The organism is Variovorax sp. WDL1 (assembly GCF_001541225.1).
GTDB lineage: Bacteria > Pseudomonadota > Gammaproteobacteria > Burkholderiales > Burkholderiaceae_C > Variovorax.
Genome location: NZ_LMTS01000148.1, coordinates 63,651 through 81,674, shown reverse-complemented (window position 1 = coordinate 81,674; position 18,024 = coordinate 63,651). Strand labels below are relative to the sequence as shown.

The 18,024-nt window shown below is 67.8% G+C and carries 21 protein-coding genes; 13 read left to right on the top strand and 8 right to left on the bottom strand.

Going from position 1 to position 18,024, the window contains the following annotated elements; genetic code table 11:
- A partial coding sequence (gene argC, locus APY03_RS19940) for an N-acetyl-gamma-glutamyl-phosphate reductase (protein ID WP_232324343.1) occupies positions 1-800 on the top strand: 800 nt, incomplete at its 5' end.
- Between the two features lie 18 nt (positions 801-818).
- On the opposite strand, the gene recX is transcribed toward argC, so the two are convergent.
- Positions 819-1,268, bottom strand: coding sequence for a recombination regulator RecX (gene recX, locus APY03_RS19935; protein WP_068679352.1), 450 nt, complete (start codon positions 1,266-1,268; stop codon positions 819-821).
- Between the two features lie 9 nt (positions 1,269-1,277).
- Positions 1,278-2,345: a recombinase RecA gene (gene recA, locus APY03_RS19930; RefSeq protein WP_068679350.1), complete on the bottom strand. Its 1,068-nt coding sequence runs from the start codon at positions 2,343-2,345 to the stop codon at positions 1,278-1,280.
- Positions 2,346-2,494: 149 nt separating this feature from the next.
- Here recA and APY03_RS19925 point away from each other — a divergent pair, with 149 nt between their 5' ends.
- The 3 genes from APY03_RS19925 to APY03_RS19915 are packed head-to-tail and all read left to right on the top strand — an operon-like array spanning position 2,495 to position 5,186.
- The gene (locus APY03_RS19925) at positions 2,495-2,980 is read left to right on the top strand and encodes a MarR family winged helix-turn-helix transcriptional regulator (protein ID WP_068679348.1); all 486 of its coding nucleotides are present in this window, start codon (positions 2,495-2,497) and stop codon (positions 2,978-2,980) included.
- Between the two features lie 60 nt (positions 2,981-3,040).
- On the top strand, positions 3,041-3,712 hold the full coding sequence (locus APY03_RS19920; RefSeq protein WP_068679346.1) for a response regulator: 672 nt from the start codon (positions 3,041-3,043) through the stop codon (positions 3,710-3,712).
- A gap of 25 nt (positions 3,713-3,737) precedes the next feature.
- Entirely contained in the window at positions 3,738-5,186 is a 1,449-nt protein-coding gene (locus APY03_RS19915; protein WP_068679344.1) for a sensor histidine kinase N-terminal domain-containing protein, read from the top strand.
- Here APY03_RS19915 and APY03_RS19910 read toward each other — a convergent pair.
- From APY03_RS19910 to APY03_RS19900, 3 genes are read right to left on the bottom strand one after another with little or no spacing between them, the layout of a single operon-like run.
- A complete protein-coding gene (locus tag APY03_RS19910; RefSeq protein ID WP_068679342.1) occupies positions 5,183-5,386 on the bottom strand; it encodes a sporulation protein in 204 nt (67 codons plus the stop codon). The two genes, APY03_RS19915 and APY03_RS19910, sit on opposite strands and share 4 nt — an antisense overlap.
- A gap of 2 nt (positions 5,387-5,388) precedes the next feature.
- The gene (locus APY03_RS19905; protein WP_068679340.1) at positions 5,389-6,183 is read right to left on the bottom strand and encodes a biotin--[acetyl-CoA-carboxylase] ligase; all 795 of its coding nucleotides are present in this window, start codon (positions 6,181-6,183) and stop codon (positions 5,389-5,391) included.
- 2 nt (positions 6,184-6,185) lie between these two features.
- On the bottom strand, positions 6,186-6,731 hold the full coding sequence (locus APY03_RS19900) for an SET domain-containing protein (RefSeq protein ID WP_068679338.1): 546 nt from the start codon (positions 6,729-6,731) through the stop codon (positions 6,186-6,188).
- A 142-nt stretch (positions 6,732-6,873) separates the two neighbouring features.
- Here APY03_RS19900 and APY03_RS19895 point away from each other — a divergent pair, with 142 nt between their 5' ends.
- Together APY03_RS19895 and APY03_RS19890 are read left to right on the top strand one after the other, a co-directional pair.
- Positions 6,874-9,798: a DNA topoisomerase III gene (locus APY03_RS19895; RefSeq protein WP_083944480.1), complete on the top strand. Its 2,925-nt coding sequence runs from the start codon at positions 6,874-6,876 to the stop codon at positions 9,796-9,798.
- 23 nt (positions 9,799-9,821) lie between these two features.
- On the top strand, positions 9,822-10,004 hold the full coding sequence (locus APY03_RS19890) for a hypothetical protein (protein WP_068679334.1): 183 nt from the start codon (positions 9,822-9,824) through the stop codon (positions 10,002-10,004).
- 2 nt (positions 10,005-10,006) lie between these two features.
- On the opposite strand, the gene APY03_RS19885 is transcribed toward APY03_RS19890, so the two are convergent.
- A complete protein-coding gene (locus APY03_RS19885; RefSeq protein ID WP_068679407.1) occupies positions 10,007-10,888 on the bottom strand; it encodes a gamma-glutamyl-gamma-aminobutyrate hydrolase family protein in 882 nt (293 codons plus the stop codon).
- A gap of 170 nt (positions 10,889-11,058) precedes the next feature.
- On the opposite strand from APY03_RS19885, the gene APY03_RS19880 reads away from it, so the two are divergent.
- Entirely contained in the window at positions 11,059-12,117 is a 1,059-nt protein-coding gene (locus APY03_RS19880) for a sugar phosphate isomerase/epimerase family protein (RefSeq protein WP_068679333.1), read from the top strand.
- A 1-nt stretch (position 12,118) separates the two neighbouring features.
- Here APY03_RS19880 and APY03_RS19875 read toward each other — a convergent pair whose 3' ends face one another.
- Complete coding sequence (locus tag APY03_RS19875; RefSeq protein WP_083944479.1) at positions 12,119-13,177, bottom strand: S1C family serine protease; 1,059 nt, start codon at positions 13,175-13,177, stop codon at positions 12,119-12,121.
- Between the two features lie 436 nt (positions 13,178-13,613).
- On the opposite strand from APY03_RS19875, the gene infA reads away from it, so the two are divergent.
- The 4 genes from infA to APY03_RS19860 all read left to right on the top strand — a co-directional run bounded on the left by infA (position 13,614) and on the right by APY03_RS19860 (position 15,899).
- Positions 13,614-13,880 carry a translation initiation factor IF-1 gene (gene infA, locus APY03_RS19870; RefSeq protein WP_068679401.1) on the top strand — a complete coding sequence of 89 codons (267 nt, stop codon included), beginning with the start codon at positions 13,614-13,616 and terminating at the stop codon, positions 13,878-13,880.
- On the top strand, positions 13,877-15,298 hold the full coding sequence (gene dbpA, locus APY03_RS19865; protein ID WP_068679403.1) for an ATP-dependent RNA helicase DbpA: 1,422 nt from the start codon (positions 13,877-13,879) through the stop codon (positions 15,296-15,298). Before infA ends, dbpA begins: the two co-directional genes overlap by 4 nt.
- A 34-nt stretch (positions 15,299-15,332) precedes the next feature.
- Positions 15,333-15,503, top strand: coding sequence for a hypothetical protein (locus tag APY03_RS42580; RefSeq protein WP_174262774.1), 171 nt, complete (start codon positions 15,333-15,335; stop codon positions 15,501-15,503).
- 69 nt (positions 15,504-15,572) lie between these two features.
- Positions 15,573-15,899, top strand: a complete 327-nt coding sequence (locus APY03_RS19860) for a hypothetical protein (RefSeq protein WP_068679399.1) — start codon at positions 15,573-15,575, stop codon at positions 15,897-15,899.
- 2 nt (positions 15,900-15,901) lie between these two features.
- On the opposite strand, the gene APY03_RS19855 is transcribed toward APY03_RS19860, so the two are convergent.
- The gene (locus APY03_RS19855) at positions 15,902-16,138 is read right to left on the bottom strand and encodes a hypothetical protein (RefSeq protein ID WP_068679331.1); all 237 of its coding nucleotides are present in this window, start codon (positions 16,136-16,138) and stop codon (positions 15,902-15,904) included.
- 236 nt (positions 16,139-16,374) lie between these two features.
- Between APY03_RS19855 and APY03_RS19850 the strand changes: the two genes are divergently transcribed.
- Entirely contained in the window at positions 16,375-17,400 is a 1,026-nt protein-coding gene (locus APY03_RS19850) for a Bug family tripartite tricarboxylate transporter substrate binding protein (protein WP_068679329.1), read from the top strand.
- Positions 17,401-17,495: 95 nt separating this feature from the next.
- Positions 17,496-18,017, top strand: coding sequence for a tripartite tricarboxylate transporter TctB family protein (locus APY03_RS19845; protein WP_068679327.1), 522 nt, complete (start codon positions 17,496-17,498; stop codon positions 18,015-18,017).
- Positions 18,018-18,024: the final 7 nt, after the last annotated feature.

Below are 18,024 nucleotides of genomic sequence, written 5' to 3'. Positions count from 1 at the left end.
GGGAGCTGATGGCGGGCGTCGACCTGGTGGTGCTCTGCCTGCACGACGACGCGGCACGCGAATCCGTGGCGCTCATCGACCAGCTCGAAGGCCAGGGCCGCCGTCCCAAGATCATCGACGCCTCGACAGCGCATCGCACCGCCGCGGGCTGGGTGTTCGGCTTTCCCGAACTGGTGGCCGGGCAGAAGGACGCGGTGGCCAAGGCCGAGCGCGTGGCCAATCCCGGCTGCTATGCGACCGGTGCCATCGCCATCGTGCGCCCGCTGGTCGACGCGGGCTTGCTGCCGCCCGGCCATCCCATCGCCCTGCCCTCCGTCAGTGGCTACTCGGGCGGGGGCCGCACCATGATCGAGGCTTACGAAAAGGGCGAAGCGCCGCTGTTCGAGACCTATGCCCTCGGCCTCAAGCACAAGCACATCCCCGAAATCATGAAGTACACAGGCCTGACGCGCCGGCCGGTGTTCATCCCCTCGGTGGGCAACTTCAAGCAGGGCATGCTGGTGCAGCTGCCCTTGCATCTGGACGATCTCCCCGGCAAGCCCAGGGCCGGTGAGCTGCAGGAGGCGCTGGCGGCGCACTACGCCAAGAGCAACACGCCGGAGCAGTTCGTGAAGGTGCTGCCGCCCACCGAGGACGGCAAGCTCGACGCGCTGGCGCTGAACGACACCAACAACCTAGAGATCCGCGTGTTCCCGAACGAGGACCACCGCCATGCGGTCGTCATTGCCCGCCTGGACAACCTGGGCAAGGGCGCCAGCGGCGCGGCGGTGCAGAACCTGAAGCTGATGCTGGGCCTCTGAGACGCGCCTGTCTCGGCCTCAGTCCTCGAAGTCCTGGCGCAGCACCTTGGCCACCACGGCCCCGGCGAAGCCGCGCGCCAACATGAATCGGACCTGCCTGGCCCGCTCGCCCGCGTTTTGCGGCGGCGTGCCGAAGCGCTGCCGCCAGACTCCGCGCGCCCGGTCGAGCTCGCTGGCCGCAAGGCTGGCCACCGCCTCGGCCACTGCCTCCGGCGCGACGCCCTTGTGCAGCAGTTCCTGGCGTACGCGCGCCGCCCCGTGACGAGCCGCGCGCTGGTGCAACACCGACTGCACCACCCTCGCCTCGCTGATGAAGTCCTTGGCGGCCAGCTCGTCGAGCGCGCGTGCCAACGAGCCGGGCTCTTCCTCGTACTTGGCCAGCTTGCGCTCGAGTTCGCTGCGCGAGTGCTCGCGCTGCCCGAGCAGTCGCAGTGCGCGACCCTTGAGGGAAGGTGCACTGAAAGCCATCGCCGGTGATCAGGCCCCGGATGCGCCCTCGCCCGCGTCCTCGGGCAGGAGCGGAATGCCCAGCGACTCGCGCACCTTGTTCTCGATCTCGCGCGAGAGCGTCGGGTTCTCGCGCAGGAACTCGCGCGCGTTGTCCCGGCCCTGCCCGATCTTCTCGCCGTTGTAGGCGTACCAGGCACCCGACTTGTCGACGATCTTGGCGGCCACGCCCATGTCGATGATCTCGCCCTCGCGGCTGATGCCCTCGCCGAACAGGATGTCGAATTCGGCCGTCTTGAAGGGCGGCGAAACCTTGTTCTTCACCACCTTGACCTTGGTCTCGTTGCCGATCGCCTCGTCGCCCTTCTTGATGGTGCCGATGCGGCGGATGTCCAGGCGCACCGAGGCGTAGAACTTCAGCGCATTGCCGCCGGTGGTGGTCTCGGGCGAGCCGAACATCACGCCGATCTTCATGCGGATCTGGTTGATGAAGATGACCATGCAGTTGGTCTTCTTGATGGTGGCGGTGAGCTTGCGCAGCGCCTGGCTCATGAGCCGCGCCTGCAGGCCGGGCAGCGAGTCGCCCATCTCGCCTTCGATTTCGGCCTTGGGCGTGAGCGCGGCCACCGAGTCGACGACGATCAGGTCGACCGCGCCCGAGCGCACCAGCGAGTCGACGATTTCCAGGGCCTGCTCGCCGGTGTCGGGCTGGCTGATCAGCAGGTCGGACAGGTTCACGCCCAGCTTCTGCGCGTACTGAACGTCCAGCGCATGCTCGGCATCGACGAAGGCGCAGGTGCCGGCCTGCTTCTGCATCTGGGCGATGACCTGCAGCGTGAGCGTGGTCTTGCCGGAGGATTCCGGGCCGTAGATCTCGATCACACGGCCGCGCGGCAGGCCACCGACCCCCAGGGCGATATCCAGGCCCAGCGAGCCGGTGGAAACCACCTGGATGTCCTCCAGCGCCTCGCCTTCGCCAAGCCGCATGATGGTGCCCTTGCCGAATTGCTTCTCGATCTGGGCCAGGGCGGCCTGGAGGGCCTTGGCCTTTTCGCTGCCTGCGACCGAGATGCTGCTGCCTTTGACGAGTGCGTCCATGCGGAAAATCTCCTGGGGGATCAATGGGTTGTAGGGGGATTCATCGAGACTGCTTTTAAAGACAGCCTGGATGTCTGAACAGTAGTGTAGGGGCCGATGGGTTCGAGTAAACCTATTTTTTGGTCAGCTTGCCTTACTATCGACAGCCGATGGCAGACCCTGCATTCCCGATCGATTCCGACGCCTGGCGCCAGACCCACCTGGGCCGCCTGCTTGGCCATGCCATGCGCCGCTTCGACGAGCGCGTGCTGGCTCTCATGGCGCACGACGCCGACGTGCCGCTCGCCTTGTCGAATCTCGCGGCGCGCGAACAGGTGAGCGCTGCCCACATCCATATCACGCGCCATCTGGCGCGCGAGGGTTCGCGGCTGACCGAGCTGGCCGAACGCGCGGGGATGACCAAGCAAGCCATGGGCAAGCTGGTCGACCAGTGCGAGGCCTGGGGCTTGGTAACGCGCGGCCCGGATGCGCACGATGCCCGGGCGCGGCGCGTGGCGTTCACCGCCGACGGCCTGGCTTGGCTCGAGGCCTTCCGCAAGGCGGTGGCGCAGGCCGAACGCGAATTCCGCGCCAGCGTCGGCAACGACATCGCCACCGTGGTTTCCATTGGGCTCGAAGCCTATGCGGCGGCCTAGAATCCGCGAGGGGAGACGGCCCGGCGGCCCGCGCAAGCCCGCCATGTCTGGAGACGCGGCATGCGAATACTGATTGCGGAAGACGACCAGGTGCTGGCCGATGCGCTGCTGCGCAGCCTGCGCACCTCGGGCTCGGCGGTGGACCACGTGGCCACCGGCTCGCAAGCCGACGCCGCGCTGATGACCAACAGCGAATTCGACCTGCTGATCCTCGACCTGGGCCTGCCCAACATGCATGGCCTCGACATCCTCAAGCGCCTGCGCGCCCGAGGCTCGCAGCTGCCGGTGCTGGTGCTGACCGCCGCCGACAGCGTGGAGGAAAGAGTCAAGGGCCTGGACTACGGCGCCGACGACTACATGGCCAAGCCCTTCTCGCTGCAGGAGCTCGAGGCGCGCGTGCGCGCGCTCACCCGGCGCGGCATGGGCGCCACGAGCAATTCCATCAAGCACGGCCCGTTGGTCTACGACCAGGCTGGGCGGGTGGCGACCATCGACGGCAAGATGATCGAGCTGTCGGCGCGCGAGCTGGGCCTGCTCGAGGTGCTGCTGCAGCGCGCAGGCCGGCTGGTGAGCAAGGACCAGCTGGTCGAGCGCCTGTGCGAGTGGGGCGAAGAGGTGAGCCTCAACGCGATCGAGGTCTACATCCACCGCCTGCGCAAGAAGATCGAGAAGGGCCCCATCCACATCGCCACCGTCCGCGGCCTCGGCTACTGCCTCGAAAAGATCCCCTGATCCGTCCTCCTTCCCAAAGCGCTCGGTGAAGCTCTTCCAGCGCGCGCAGCGCTCCCTTTTCGGCGAGATCCTCGATTGGATGCTCACGCCGCTCCTGCTGCTGGTGCCGGTCAGCATCGGCGTGACCTGGCTGGTGGCGCAGGGCATCGCCAATGCGCCCTTCGACCGCACGCTCGAATACAACGTTCGCGCGCTGGCCAAGCTGGTGGATGCGACGCTACGCGGCGAGAGCTTCGTGCTGACCCCTTCGGTGCGCGAGATCCTGCGCGCACATGACGCGGACCACGTGTACTTCCAGCTGCAGGACGGCGACGGCCGGCTGCTCGCCGGAGAGCCCGACCTGCCGCATCCCAATACCGAGGACCTGCCCACGCCGGGCGTGGTGTACCTGCACAACGGGGACATCCACGGCCAGCCGGTGCGCGTGGCCTCGCTGTGGATCGCCGGCGGCACGCCCGAAGCGCCACCGGCCCTGCTGCAGCTGGCAGAGACGCGCGAAAAGCAATCCGTCCTCGCCACCGAGATCATCAAGGGCGTGCTGCTGCCGCAGTTCGCGATCCTGCCGCTGGCCGTGCTGCTGATCTGGCTGGCGCTGGTGCGCGGCATCAAGCCGCTGTCGGTGATCGAGGCCCGCATACGCGAGCGGCGTCCCGGCGACCTGAGTCCGCTGGACGAGTCCTCGGTGCCGCTCGAGGTGGTGCCGCTGGTGCTGTCGGTCAACGAGCTGCTGAACAAGCTCAACGACTCCATCGGCACGCAGAAGCGCTTCCTGGCCGATGCCGCGCACCAGCTCAAGACACCGCTCGCGGGGCTGCGCATGCAGGCCGACCTGGCGCAACGCGAGGGGGCCAATGCCGACGAGCTCAAGCAGTCGCTCAAGCAGATCGGCCGGGCGAGCGTGCGCGCCACCCACACGGTGAACCAATTGCTGTCGCTGGCACGCGCCGAGGGTAGCGGCGCGGCCGTGGCGCGCCAGCCGTGCGACCTGGCGAGGCTCACCATCGAGGTGGTGCGCGAGGCCGTGCCGCGCGCGATCGAGAAGCGGATCGACCTGGGCTACGACGGGGCAGAGGCGGGCGCCCCGGGCGTGGTGCTGGAGGGCAATCCCACGCTGCTGAAGGAACTGGTGCGCAACCTCGTGGACAACGCGATCAACTACACGCCCTCGGCGCCGGGCCGGCCGGGTGTGATCACGGCACGCGTGCTGGGCGACCCCTTCGGCCGCATCATCGTGCTGCAGGTGGAGGACAACGGCCCAGGCATTGCCGAGAACGAGCGCGAGCTGGTGTTCGAGCCCTTCTACCGCGTGCTCGGCAATGAGGCCGACGGCTCCGGCCTGGGCCTGCCGATCGTGCTCGAGATCGCGCGGCAGCACTATGCGACGGTGGTTCTGGAAGACGCACGCCCCGGCCAGCAGCCGCCCGGCGCACGCTTCAGCCTGCGCTTCGACGCCAACGAGCGGGGGCAGGCCTAGGGCCTGGGGCTGGCGGGCGCAGGGCTCTCGTCCCTGCGGATCTGCAGCAGCTGCGGACGGATCTGCTGACCCAGCCGCTCCGGCTCGCGCTGGCTCAGGCGCGCGGGGACGGTGCCGAAGAGGGCGAGCCCGCCGCGCGCCCAGGCAAAGTAGAGCAGGTTCGCCAGCAGCAGGAGGACGACGAGTGCGCGCAGTCGCATGGTCAACCGTTCGCTGGCGCCGGCCGCACGCTGACCTCGGAACTGGTGATGGTCTTCATGCCCGCCGCCGTCTGCACCAGAAGCTCGCCGCCCCAGCCGACGCCTGCGCAACGCCCGGCGCTGCCGTCGCTGAGCTGCACCTCGCGGCCACGCAGGGCGTCCCGCGCGGCGAAGCGCTCGGCGAAGGGCACGAAGCCCCGGTCGCCGAACAGCAGCACGTGCGCCACCAGCGGCGGGACGATCTCGCGCAGCAGATGGGGGGCGGTGGCCTCAGGGCGCCACTGCGCGATCCAGGCCGGCGCAACGCTCATGCCCGCGGCCTCGCGCGCGCCGATGTTGATGCCGATGCCGATCACCAGGTAGCGCTCGGCCGTGCCGTCCTGGGGCACGGCGGTCTCGATCAGGATGCCGCCCAGCTTGCGGTCATCGACCCACAGGTCGTTGGGCCACTTGAGTGCGAGGCGGGCCCGGTTCGATGGATCCAGGCTCTCTGCCACGCTGACGCCGACCGCGAGCGAAAGCCCCGACCAGTCCCGCGGCATCAGCGGCAGGCCCAGCGAGAAGGTGAGCGAGGCGGGCTCGTGCGCATCCTGCGCGCTTTGCCAGGGCCGGCCCATGCGGCCGCGGCCAGCGGTCTGCCGCTGGGCGACCAGCAGCACCGGCCGTGCGTGGCCGTCGCGGGCGCGCCGCATCAGCTCGCTGCTGGTCGAGTCGATCTCGTCGACGACCTCGACCGCCAGCCCCGGCAGCAGGGGGGACACGGCGGCGGCGATCTCCTCTTCGAACCAGGGGGCCATGGTCAGTGCTTGTCGTCCTTCTTCCCGGCATTCTTCGCCTTCTTGTCCTTTTTCTTCTTCTTCTTGTCCTTTTTCCCGCCCTCCTGGGTCGCGAGCAGGGTGCCGCGGCACTGGTCGGAACCGCACCAGCAGGGGAACTCGGCCTTGAGTTTCCTCGTCATCGGCTCGTCGATGATCAGCCCGTAGTCGTAGCTGAGCTCCTCGCCGGCCGCGATGTTGCGCAGCGCCTTGATGAAGATCCGCCCCTCGTCCTCGTCGGCCTCGCAATTGGGCTCGCAGGAGTGGTTGATCCAGCGGGCGGCATTGCCCTTGACCCCGCCATCGATCACGCGCTCGTCATCGATGTGGAAATAGAAGGTGTGGTTGGGCTGGGAGGGATCATGGGGATGGCGCCGGAGGGCCTCCTTCCAGGAGATCAGCTCGCCCTTGTACTCGATCAGCGTTTCGCCTTCCGCGATGTCCTGCACGGCAAACACGCCATTGCCGTGAACGCCGGAGCGTCGCGTCTGGATGCGGCGACCGCCGGTTGTGGGGGATTTGGAAGGCATCGCCGAAGTCTGTTAGTTTGAATATGTACGCATGCGCGTGCGCGTGCGCACGCGAGAAGCCGCAGATTGTAGATGTGGGCCCCACGCTCCCGCACTGCGTATCGTCGGCGGCCGGCGTCGGCCTGATACGAGGAAACTGTTGATGAAGACTTTGGTAATTGCAGAGAAGCCGTCGGTGGCCCAGGACATCGTGCGCGCGCTCACGCCGGTGGCCGGCAAGTTCGACAAGCACGAGGAACACTTCGAGAACGAGCGCTACGTGGTGACCAGCGCCGTCGGCCACCTGGTCGAGATCCAGGCGCCCGAGGAGTTCGACGTCAAGCGGGGCAAGTGGAGCTTCGCCAACCTGCCGGTGATCCCGCCGCGCTTCGACCTGAAACCGGTGGACAAGACCAAGACCCGGCTCAACGCGGTGGTCAAGCAGGCCAAGCGCAAGGACATGACGCAGCTCATCAACGCCTGCGACGCAGGCCGTGAGGGCGAGCTGATCTTTCGCCTGATCGAGCAGTACGCGGGCGGAAAGGCGCCGCTGGGCAAGCCGGTCAAGCGCCTGTGGCTCCAGTCGATGACGCCGCAAGCAATCCGCGAAGGCTTCGAGCAGTTGCGCACCGAGCAGCAGATGCAGGGCCTGGCCGATGCCGCGCGCTCGCGCTCGGAGGCCGACTGGCTGGTCGGCATCAATGGAACCCGGGCCATGACCGCGTTCAACTCGCGTGACGGCGGCTTTTTCCTCACCACGGTCGGACGGGTGCAGACGCCCACGCTGTCGGTGGTGGTCGAGCGCGAGGAGAAGATCCGCAAGTTCGTGAGCCGCGACTACTGGGAAGTGCACGGCAGCTTCCTGGCCGAGGCCGGCGCCTACCTCGGCAAGTGGTTCGACCCGGCCTGGAAGAAGCCGCCGCCCGGACCCGACGGCCTGGCCGATCCCGAGCAGCGCGCCGATCGCGTCTGGAGCGAACGCGAAGCCAGGGAGATTGCCGAGGCCGCACGCGGCAAGCCGGCCAGCGTCACCGAGGAGAGCAAGCCCACCACCACCGCCTCGCCGCTGCTGTTCGACCTGACTTCGCTGCAGCGCGAGGCCAACAGCCGCTTCGGCTACAGCGCCAAGACCACGCTGGCGCTGGCGCAAAGCCTCTACGAGCGTCACAAGGCGCTGACTTACCCGCGGACCGACTCGCGCGCGCTGCCCGAGGACTACCTGCCCGTGGTCAAGCAGACCATGGGCATGCTCGCCAACAGCGGCATGAAGCACCTCGCCCCCTTCGCCAGGCAGGCGCTGGACGACAACTACGTGAAGCCTTCGAAGCGCATCTTCGACAACGCCAAGGTCAGCGACCACTTTGCGATCATCCCGACGCTGCAGGCGCCCAGTGGCCTGTCGGACGCCGAGCAGAAGCTCTACGACTTCGTGGTGCGGCGCTTCCTCTCGGTGTTCTTCCCGAGCGCCGAGTACCAGGTCACCACGCGCATCAGCACGGTGGAGCAGGGCGGCAAGAAGTACCCCTTCCGCACCGACGGCAAGGTGCTGGTGAAGCCGGGCTGGCTCGCGATCTACGGCAAGGAAGCCCAGGACGACGAGAAGGAAGACGACAAGGACGGCAAGCGCCTGGTGCCGGTCAAGCCCGGCGAGATCGTGCGGGTCGAATCGGCGGAGCTCAAGGCCCTCAAGACCCGCCCGCCGGCGCGCTACTCCGAAGCCACGCTGCTCGGCGCGATGGAAGGCGCCGGCAAGACCATCGACGACGACGAGCTGCGCGAGGCCATGCAGGAAAAAGGCCTGGGCACGCCCGCCACGCGCGCGGCGATCATCGAGGGGCTGTTGGCCGAGAAGTACATCCTGCGCGAGGGGCGAGAGCTGATCCCGACCGCCAAGGCCTTCCAGCTCATGACGCTCCTGCGCGGCCTGGGCGTGGAGGAGCTTTCCAAGGCCGAGCTCACCGGCGAATGGGAGTACAAGCTCGCGCAGATGGAGCACGGCAAGCTCAGCCGCGCCGCGTTCATGCGCGAGATCGCCCAAATGACGGAGCACATCGTCAAAAAGGCCAAGGAATACGACCGCGACACCGTGCCGGGGGACTACGCGACGCTGTCCACGCCCTGCCCGAACTGCGGCGGCGTTGTGAGGGAGAACTACCGCCGCTATGCCTGCACCGGCAAGGCGGGGCAGGAGGGCTGCGGCTTCTCCTTCGGCAAGTCCCCGGCCGGCCGCACTTTCGAGGTGGCGGAGGCCGAGCAGCTGCTGCGCGACAAGCACGTTGGCCCGCTGGAAGGCTTCCGCTCCAAGGCCGGCTGGCCCTTCACCTCCGAGATCATCCTCAAGTACGACGAAGAGGCGCAGAACTGGAAGCTGGAGTTCGACTTCGGCGACGACAAGAACGGCGAGACCGGCGAGATCGTCGATTTCAGCGACCAGCACCCGTTGGGGCCCTGCCCGAAGTGCAGTGCGCGCGTGTTCGAGAACGCCAGCAACTACGTCTGCGAGAAGTCGGTGCCCACCGAGGCCCAGCCGACGCCGAGCTGCGACTTCAAGACCGGCAAGATCATCCTGCAGCAGCCGGTCGAGCGCGCGCAAATCGAGAAGCTGCTGGCCACCGGCAAGACCGACCTGCTGGACAAGTTCGTCTCGATGCGCACGCGCCGGCCCTTCAAGGCCTTCCTGGCCTGGAATGCCGAGGAGGGCAAGGTGAGCTTCGAGTTCGCGCCGCGCGACAGCAAGTTCCCGCCGCGCAAGAGCTTTGGCAAGGCGCCGCCGGCGGCCGCGAAGAAGGCTGCTTCGCCGGCCAAGGCGAAGGCGCCCGCGGCGAAGAAAGCCGCAGCACCCAAGGCGCCGCGCAAACCGGCAGCAGGCCTCACGCCGAGCGGCGCCCTGGCCGCGGTGATCGGCGCGGAACCCGTGGCCCGCACCGAGGTCATCAAGAAGTTGTGGGACTACATCAAGGCCAACGGCCTGCAGGACGCGGCCAACAAGCGCGCCATCAACGCCGACGCCAAGCTCAGGCCGGTGTTCGGCAAGGATCAGGTGACCATGTTCGAGATCGCGGGGATCGTGGGCAAGCACCTGAGCTGACCAAACGACGAAAGGAAGATCCAGTGAAGAAGCTCGTTTCCGCCTTGTGCTTCATCGTGGCGCTGGGCGCCGTCGCGGGGTGTGCGTCGTCGCCCGGGGCCGCCAACGGCGAGCGTCCGACCATCGGCAGCAGCAGCGGGGTGACGGTGTTCGGAACCATTGACGCGGCCGTCACCGGCACGCACAACCGCTCCTCGCGCGACTAGCGCTAGCGCATCAGCAGCGCCTGGCGCAGCAGCCGCGCAGCACGGTTGCGGATGCGGCCGGGCGCGGTGCGCAGCGGCCCCCTGGGGCTCACCTTCGCGGTCGCGCAGGCCCAGAGGAAGTCTTCCAGGATCGGTGTGTCGTCCACCGTCTCGGTACTGCCGTACTTGTGGAATTCCGGATGCCACTGGGTGGCGGCGATGTAGCTGCGGCCGCGGCCGTCCTTGCGGCGGATGGCCTCGGGCACACGGTCGGGAATGCTCCAGGCCTCGACCTCGAAGCCGGGCGCGAGGTCCTTCACGCCCTGGTGGTGGATGCTGTTGACCCGCGCACGCTCGATGCCCGGATAGAGCTTCGCCAGCCGCGAGCCGGGCGCGAAGCCGATCTCGTGGAAGTTCTGGTCGTAGGTCACCGGATCGCGGTGCCGCAGCGCGTTGGGATGCTGCGCCTCGATGTCCTGGTAGAGCGTGCCGCCGAAGGCCACGTTGATGAGCTGCAGGCCGCGGCACACGCCGAAGATGGGCTTGCCGGCCTCCTCGAAGGCCTCGACGAGCGCGAGGTCGTAGAGGTCCCGGACGCGGTCACCGACCCAGGCGTCCTTCAGCGGCACCTCGCCGTAGCTGCCGGGCCAGACGTCCGCGCCGCCGTGCATCACCACGCCGTCGAGCCATTCCGCGTAGTGCGATAGCTTGGTGTCGCCGCGCGCCGTCTCGCCTGTGGGGCAGGGCACCATCACCACCATCGCGCCGGCCGACATCAGCCAATGGGTGATGGACTGCTCGACGTACTGCAGCGTCTTGTTGGTGAACAGCGAGCGCGCCGGGTCGGCGTGGGAAAAACAGGCGGACAGGCCGATCTTCAATCGGCCGGAAACGGTTTGTGGCATCGCGATCAAGGCGCCGCGCTGGGGCCGCGCGCCTTCTGTAACGGTACAAGCATTGTGAAACGTTCCAAAGCCCCTCGCAGTGGACAGCACACCCCGCCGCTGCGTCGGACAGCGCCGCGGCGATAGGATCCTCCTCTTTGGCGTGCGACTCGACAGACAGGAGTGATCGAATGAAGACCATCCAGGGCCCTGCCGTCTTCCTGGCCCAGTTCGCGGGCGACAGCGCCCCCTTCAATTCGCTCGACGCCATCGCCGGCTGGGCTGCCGGCCTGGGCTTCAAGGGCGTGCAGATTCCGAGCTGGGACCCCCGGCTCTTCGACCTGCGCCTGGCCGCGGAGAGCAAGACCTACTGCGAGGAGGTGCAGGGCACGCTCGCGCGGCACGGCATCCGGATGACCGAGCTGTCGACCCACCTTCAGGGCCAACTGGTGGCGGTGCACCCGGCCTACGACGCGGGCTTCGACGGCTTCGCGGTCCCCGAGGTGCGCAACGATCCGATGAAGCGCCAGGCCTGGGCCGTGGAGCAGCTGTACCTGGCGGCCAAGGCTTCGGCGAACCTCGGCCTCACGGCGCACGCCACCTTCTCTGGCGCGCTGGCCTGGCCCTACTTCTATTCCTGGCCGCCACGCCCGCCCGGGCTGATCGAGGAGGCCTTCGACGAACTGGCGCGGCGCTGGCTGCCGATCCTCAACGCCTTCGACGATGCCGGCGTCGATGTCTGCTACGAGATCCATCCGGGCGAGGACCTGCACGATGGCGTGAGCTACGAGATGTTCCTGGAGCGCGTGGGCCAGCATCCGCGCGCCTGCCTGCTGTACGACCCCAGCCACTTCGTGCTGCAGCAGCTCGACTACCTCGCGTACATCGACCACTACCACGAGCGCATCAAGATCTTCCATGTGAAGGATGCGGAATTCAACCCGACCGGCAAGCAGGGCGTCTACGGCGGTTTTCAGCCCTGGATCGACCGGGCCGGACGCTTCCGCTCCCTGGGCGACGGCCAGGTCGACTTCGGCGCCATCTTCTCGAAGATGGCGGCCTGCGATTTCCCCGGCTGGGCGGTGCTGGAGTGGGAGTGCTGCCTCAAGCACCCGGAGGACGGGGCGCGCGAGGGCGCGCAGTTCATCGCCGACCACATCATCCGCGTGGCCGACAGGGCCTTCGACGATTTCGCGGCCGGCGCCATCGATAGCGCGGCCAACCGCCGGACGCTGGGCATCCGGCGCTGAGTCAGATCCCGGCCGGCTTGCGCAGCGTCTTCATGCGGTCCACTGCATGGACGCGCACCTTGCGCGTCTCGGAGCCCTGCTGCACCGTGAGCTCCACTTCGGCGTCTGGCGCCGGGAGCTTCCAGAGCTGCTTGTAGAAGGCCTCGAGTGTGGCGACCTGGATGCCGTCCACCTCCAGCACCACGTCTCCCGGCTGGAGCCCGGCCGCCAGCGCGGGCCCTTGGCGGTCGACGCGCACGATGTGCACCTGGCCGTTGCGCTCCGACGAGGACAGGCCCAGCCAGGGCCGGATGCTGGCGCTGCTGCGGCCGGTGGCCTGCATCTCGTCCAGCACGGGCCGCAGCAGCTCGACCGGTACGAACATGTTGCCCGGGATCACCCGCTGCTCCTTGCCGTCCCCTGCCTCCAGCACGAACAGGCTGCCGATGCCCAGCAGCTCGCCATCCCGGTTGAAGAGAGGCGCCCCGCTGTGATTGGGCACTGGTGGACTGGTGAACAATGCCGACTCGATGTGGTACTCCCAGTAGCCCGAGAAGGGCCGCACGGCCAGCAGCCGGGTGAAGCCCACCTCGGTGCCGCTGTTGCTGCCGGTGGCGACCAGCAGGGGCTCGCCTGGGCTCAGGCCGGCCACCCCCACCAACGGCACCGGCGCGATGCCCCGCAAGGGAACCAACGGCCGCAGCAGGCCGAAGCCGGTCGCCAGGTCATAAGCGACCTGGCGCGCGGGCAGGGTGCGGTCGTCCTGCGTGATGACCTCGATGGTCTCGGCCTCGAGCAACAGATAGCCGATGGTGAGGATCAGCCCGTCGGGACCGATCACCACGCCCGAGCCGGAGCGTCGCACGCCCAGGCTGTCGGCCGAGGTCGCGCCGTCGGTCGCGGTGACGCGCAGCGCCACCACCGCGTCGCCCGCGCGCTGCAGCGCCTGCACCTGGCGGGAGGAAGCATCGGGCCGGGGCGGAGTGGCGGCCAGGGTCAGCGGAACCGCGGCCAGCAGGAGCAGCCAGCAGACCCCAGCGACAAGCATCTGGAGCCGCCGTGACGACGCTGGATCTTTCATGGCCGCGCTCCTCGGAACGATGGTTGATGCGATGGTGCGCCGCAGTCCGCGCGCCCGCAAGCCTGCTCCGCGATGTCGTTCCGGGCCCATGGGCTTTGCCGATGGCGTTGCGGCGCCGAGCAACAGTCATGCCAGAGCGGTTAGAATGCGGGGTTCGCTTCGATAGTCGACGAAGCATTCGTCACTCCCCGGCCGACCTGGGTTCCTCAGGCTCTCTCTCGGCCGGCTCACGCAGTGTGTTGGTGCGCCAGACCGGGTGCCCATGAATGCCGCCACTGCCTTCGTACTCCATTGAAGCGAATAGAGCGCGCTGTCCGCTCCGGTGGGCGCCAGATCCGGCGGGCCCGCGCCCTTCTCACTGTTTTCAGGCGCAAGGCGGTGTCGCCCTGCGCAGGCGCCCGATTCGAAATCATCCACGCAACATTCAGAGGTCCTCATGCCCAAGGAAGAACTGATCGAAATGAACGGTGCAGTCACCGAAGTGCTGCCCGACTCCCGCTACCGCGTGACCCTGGACAACGGTCATCAACTGATCGCCTACAGCGGCGGCAAGATGCGCAAGCACCACATCCGCATCCTGGCCGGCGACAAGGTGTCGCTGGAGCTCTCGCCCTACGACCTGACCAAGGGCCGCATCACGTTCCGGCACCTGGAACGCCGCGGCCCGCCGCCCACCGGCGGCAACAACGGCCCCCGCCGCTGAGCACTGCCCCCGTGACCGGCCCCGCCGTCGACTTCTCGACGCTGCCGCTATCGCCGCCCATGCTGGCGAACCTGCGGCAGCTCGGCTACCTGCAGATGACGCCGATCCAGGCGGCCAGCCTGCCGGCGGCGCTCGGCGGCGCGGACCTCATCGCCCAGGCCAGGACCGGCAGCGGCAAGACCGCCGCCTTCGCGCTCCCGCTGCTGACGCGGCTCGACCCGCGCCGCTTCGCGGTGCAGGCCCTGGTGCTGTGCCCCACGCGCGAGCTGGCCGACCAGGTGACGGCCGAGATCCGCCGCCTGGCCCGCGCCGAGGAGAACATCAAGGTGGTCACGCTGTGCGGCGGCGTGGCGCTGCGCGGCCAGCTGTCCAGCCTCGCGCACGGCGCCCACGTCGTGGTCGGCACGCCCGGCCGCGTGCTCGACCACCTGGAGCGCGACAGCCTGAAGCTCGAGGCACTCGGCACGCTGGTGCTCGACGAGGCCGATCGCATGCTCGACATGGGCTTCCTCGAAGACATCGCGACGGTCGTGCGCCAATGCCCGAAGGAGCGCCAGACCCTGCTGTTCTCCGCCACATACCCCGAGGGCATCGCCAAGCTCGCTGCGCAATTCATGAAGAATCCGCAGCAGATCGCGGTGGCGACGACGCAGCACGAGGCAGGCAAGATCCGCCAGCGCTGGTACGAGGTGGACGACAGCGAGCGGCTGCATGCAGTCGGCCTGCTGCTGAACAGTTTCCGGCCGCAGAGCACGCTCGCCTTCTGCAACACCAAGCAGCAGTGCCGCGACCTGGCGCAGGTGCTCCAGGCCCAGGGCTTCAGCGCGCTGGCCCTCTACGGCGAGCTCGAGCAGCGCGAGCGCGACCAGGTGCTGGTGCAGTTCGCCAACCGCAGCTGCTCGGTACTGGTCGCCACCGACGTGGCGGCGCGCGGGCTCGACATCGCTCAGCTCGAGGCTGTCATCAACGTCGACGTGACGCCGGACCCCGAGGTCCACGTCCACCGCATCGGCCGCACCGGCCGCGCCGGCGCCGAGGGCCTGGCGCTCAACCTGGCCAGCCTCGACGAGATGGGCCGCGTCGGCAGGATCGAGCAGCTCCAGGGCCGCGCTTCCGAGTGGCATCCGCTGGCCGAGCTGGCCGCCGCCGCGAGCGACGCCGAAGGTCCGCTGCAGCCGCCCATGGCCACGCTGCAGATCACCGGCGGACGCAAGGACAAGATCCGCGCCGGCGATGTACTGGGCGCGCTGACCGGCGAGGCCGGCTTCACGCGCGAGCAGGTCGGCAAGATCAGCATCAACGAATTCTCGACCTACGTCGCGGTAGACCGGCGCATCGCACGCGAGGCCGCGCACAAGCTTTCAACGGGTCGCGTCAAGGGCCGCTCCGTCAAGGTACGGCTGCTCGATGTGGCCTAATGTCGCCCTTCCCCCTTTTTTGACCGAGCCCTCCATGACCCAGAAGATCCGCACCGAGGCCGACCGCAAGGCCACTCCCAAGCCCGTTCCGATGTCCGGCTACACCCTGCCCAAGATGGGCGGAGGCCAGAAGGTGAGCCTGGAGCGCGGCACCGCGACCCGCAGCAAGAAGAACCCGGGCAAGCGGGCCAAGAAGGGCGGCTGAGCCCGGCCGGCTTCCTTTCCTCGCACGAACGACGCGCCTTCGGGCGCGTTTTTCTTGGGACGCCAGCACATGTCCGACGACTACCAGATCCACATCCCGCCTTCCTTCTTCGCGCTCCATACCGACGCGCGGCAGCGGCTGGTCGAGCCCATCGCCACAGTGCGGGCGCGCTACGAGGTCTGCGAGGACCTTGCCAATCACCTCGTTTCGCACGCGCAGGTGCTGAACCATGTCGAGGTGCCATCGGAAGCGGAGATCCTCATGCGCATCCACGATGGGTTGAACACCCCCGAGGCCGGTGTCTCCGCGGCCGAAGCCCGGTGGATCGTCAGGCGGCTGGCGGAGCTGCTCGGCTGGAACGGCGAGCCCTTCGAGCAGCAGCCCGCGGGCCGCTGAGCTCAGCGCAGCCCGACGCGCGAGGCGTGCCAGCGCAACACTGCGGCGCGTTGCGGGTCGGTGGCCTCGAGGCCGTTCGCGCGCTGGTGCAGCGCGCGCATCTCTTCGACTTCTTCGATGATCCTGCCGGGGCTGAACAAGGCATCGAGCAGCGCGCCGGCCTCGACGGCGAAGGCCTTGAAGGCGCCGATCAAGCCGCCGGATGCGCGCGAGCCTGACGAGCGGTCAAGGGCTGACATGCGGGTACTCCTGGGTTGCGAGTGGGGAATGCACCGATTTTAAGGGTTTACCCGCAACCCTCCCGGGCTTCGATGCAGACGCCTTCGCGCGCCCGTTCGCGGGCTAACCCGAATACGGAATCTGTGAAAAGTTGACCATGGTCAAGCCGCCTTTTGCGGCCGGCGCGCAGCATTGCCGCACTGGGATTTCCACTGCGATTCCATTCAAGAAGAGCGAAGCTTCAACAGGAGACAACATGATCGACAGCATCATTTCGCGCGCCCGGACCCATGGCACCAAGGCGCTTGCCGCCGCCGTCCTCGCACTGGCAGGCGCCACGCCAGCGCTGGCCTGGGAGCCGGCCAAGCCGGTGGAGTTCGTGATCCCCGCCGGCACCGGAGGCGGCGCCGACCAGATGGCGCGCCTGCTGCAGGGCATCGTCATCAAATACAAGCTGATGAAGGAGCCGCTGATCGTCGTCAACAAGTCGGGCGGCGCCGGTGCCGAAGGCTTCCTCGCGGTCAAGGAGGCGAAGGGCGATCCGCACAAGATCATCATCTCGCTGTCGAACCTGTTCACTACGCCCATGGCCACTGGCGTGCCCTTCAACTGGAAGGACATGACCCCCGTCGCGATGCTGGCGCTCGACCAGTTCGTGCTTTGGACCAACGCCGAGCAGCCCTACAAGAACGCGAGCGAGTACATCGCGGCGGTCAAGGCGGCGGGCCCCAACAAGTTCAAGATGGCCGGAACCGGCTCCAAGCAGGAAGACCAGATCATCACGGTCGCGCTGGAGAAGGCCACCGGCACCAAGTTCATCTATGTGCCCTTCAAGGGCGGCGGCGAGGTGGCCGTGCAGCTGGTGGGCGGCCATGTGAACTCCACCGTCAACAACCCGATCGAGGCGGTTGCCCAATGGCGCGCCGGCAAGCTGCGCGCGCTGTGCGTGTTCGACGACGAGCGCATGCCCTTCAAGACCAAGGTCACCGACACGCAGTCGTGGAATGACATCCCGACCTGCAAGGAAGCTGGCGTGCCGACCAACTACACCATGCTGCGCGGCATCTTCATGCCCGCCGGCGTGACGTCCGACCAGCTCGCCTTCTATGTGGACCTGCTGAACAAGGTGGCCGCAACGCCGGAGTGGAAGGAATACATGGAGAAGGGCGCCTTCAACCCGACCTTCATGACCGGCGATGCCTTCACGAAGTGGCTGGCGACGGCCGAGACCACGCACCGGACGCTGATGACCGACGCCGGCTTCATCGCCAGCGCCAAGTAGCCGTCGAAGAGCGGCAGAACGCCGCGCGCCAGCGCGGCCGGGTGGAGGGCGGGAGTTCCGCCTCCGATCTTCTCGACACACACGACGGGGGCTCCATGGAGCACAACGAGAATTCCGACAACCCGGTGCGCATCGGCGTGCGCACCAACATCGTCGAGGCGGTGGTGGCAGCGGTCCTGCTGATCATCGGCCTCGGAGTGGTCTTCGAGAGCCGCCGCCTTGGCGCGGGCTGGACCACCGACGGTCCCGGTGCCGGCTACTTCCCCTTCTACATCGGGGTGATCATCGTCGTCTCCGGCGCCGGCATTCTCTACCAGGCGCTGCTCGGCAAGAACAGGAACACCGAGGTCTTCGTCGATTCGGAGCAGCTCAAGCGCGTGCTGTCGGTGCTTGTGCCGGCCACCGTCTACGTGCTGGCCGTCACCTTCCTCGGCCTGTACGTCGCCTCGGCGCTCTACATCGCGCTCTTCATGGTGGTGCTCGGCAAGTACTCCTGGGTGAAGAGCTCGATCATCGCGTTCGCCGTCAACGCGCTCTTCTTTCTCATGTTCGAAGTCTGGTTCAAGGTGCCTCTGTTCAAGGGCTCGCTCGATCCGCTTCGCTTCCTCGGCTACTGAATCTCAC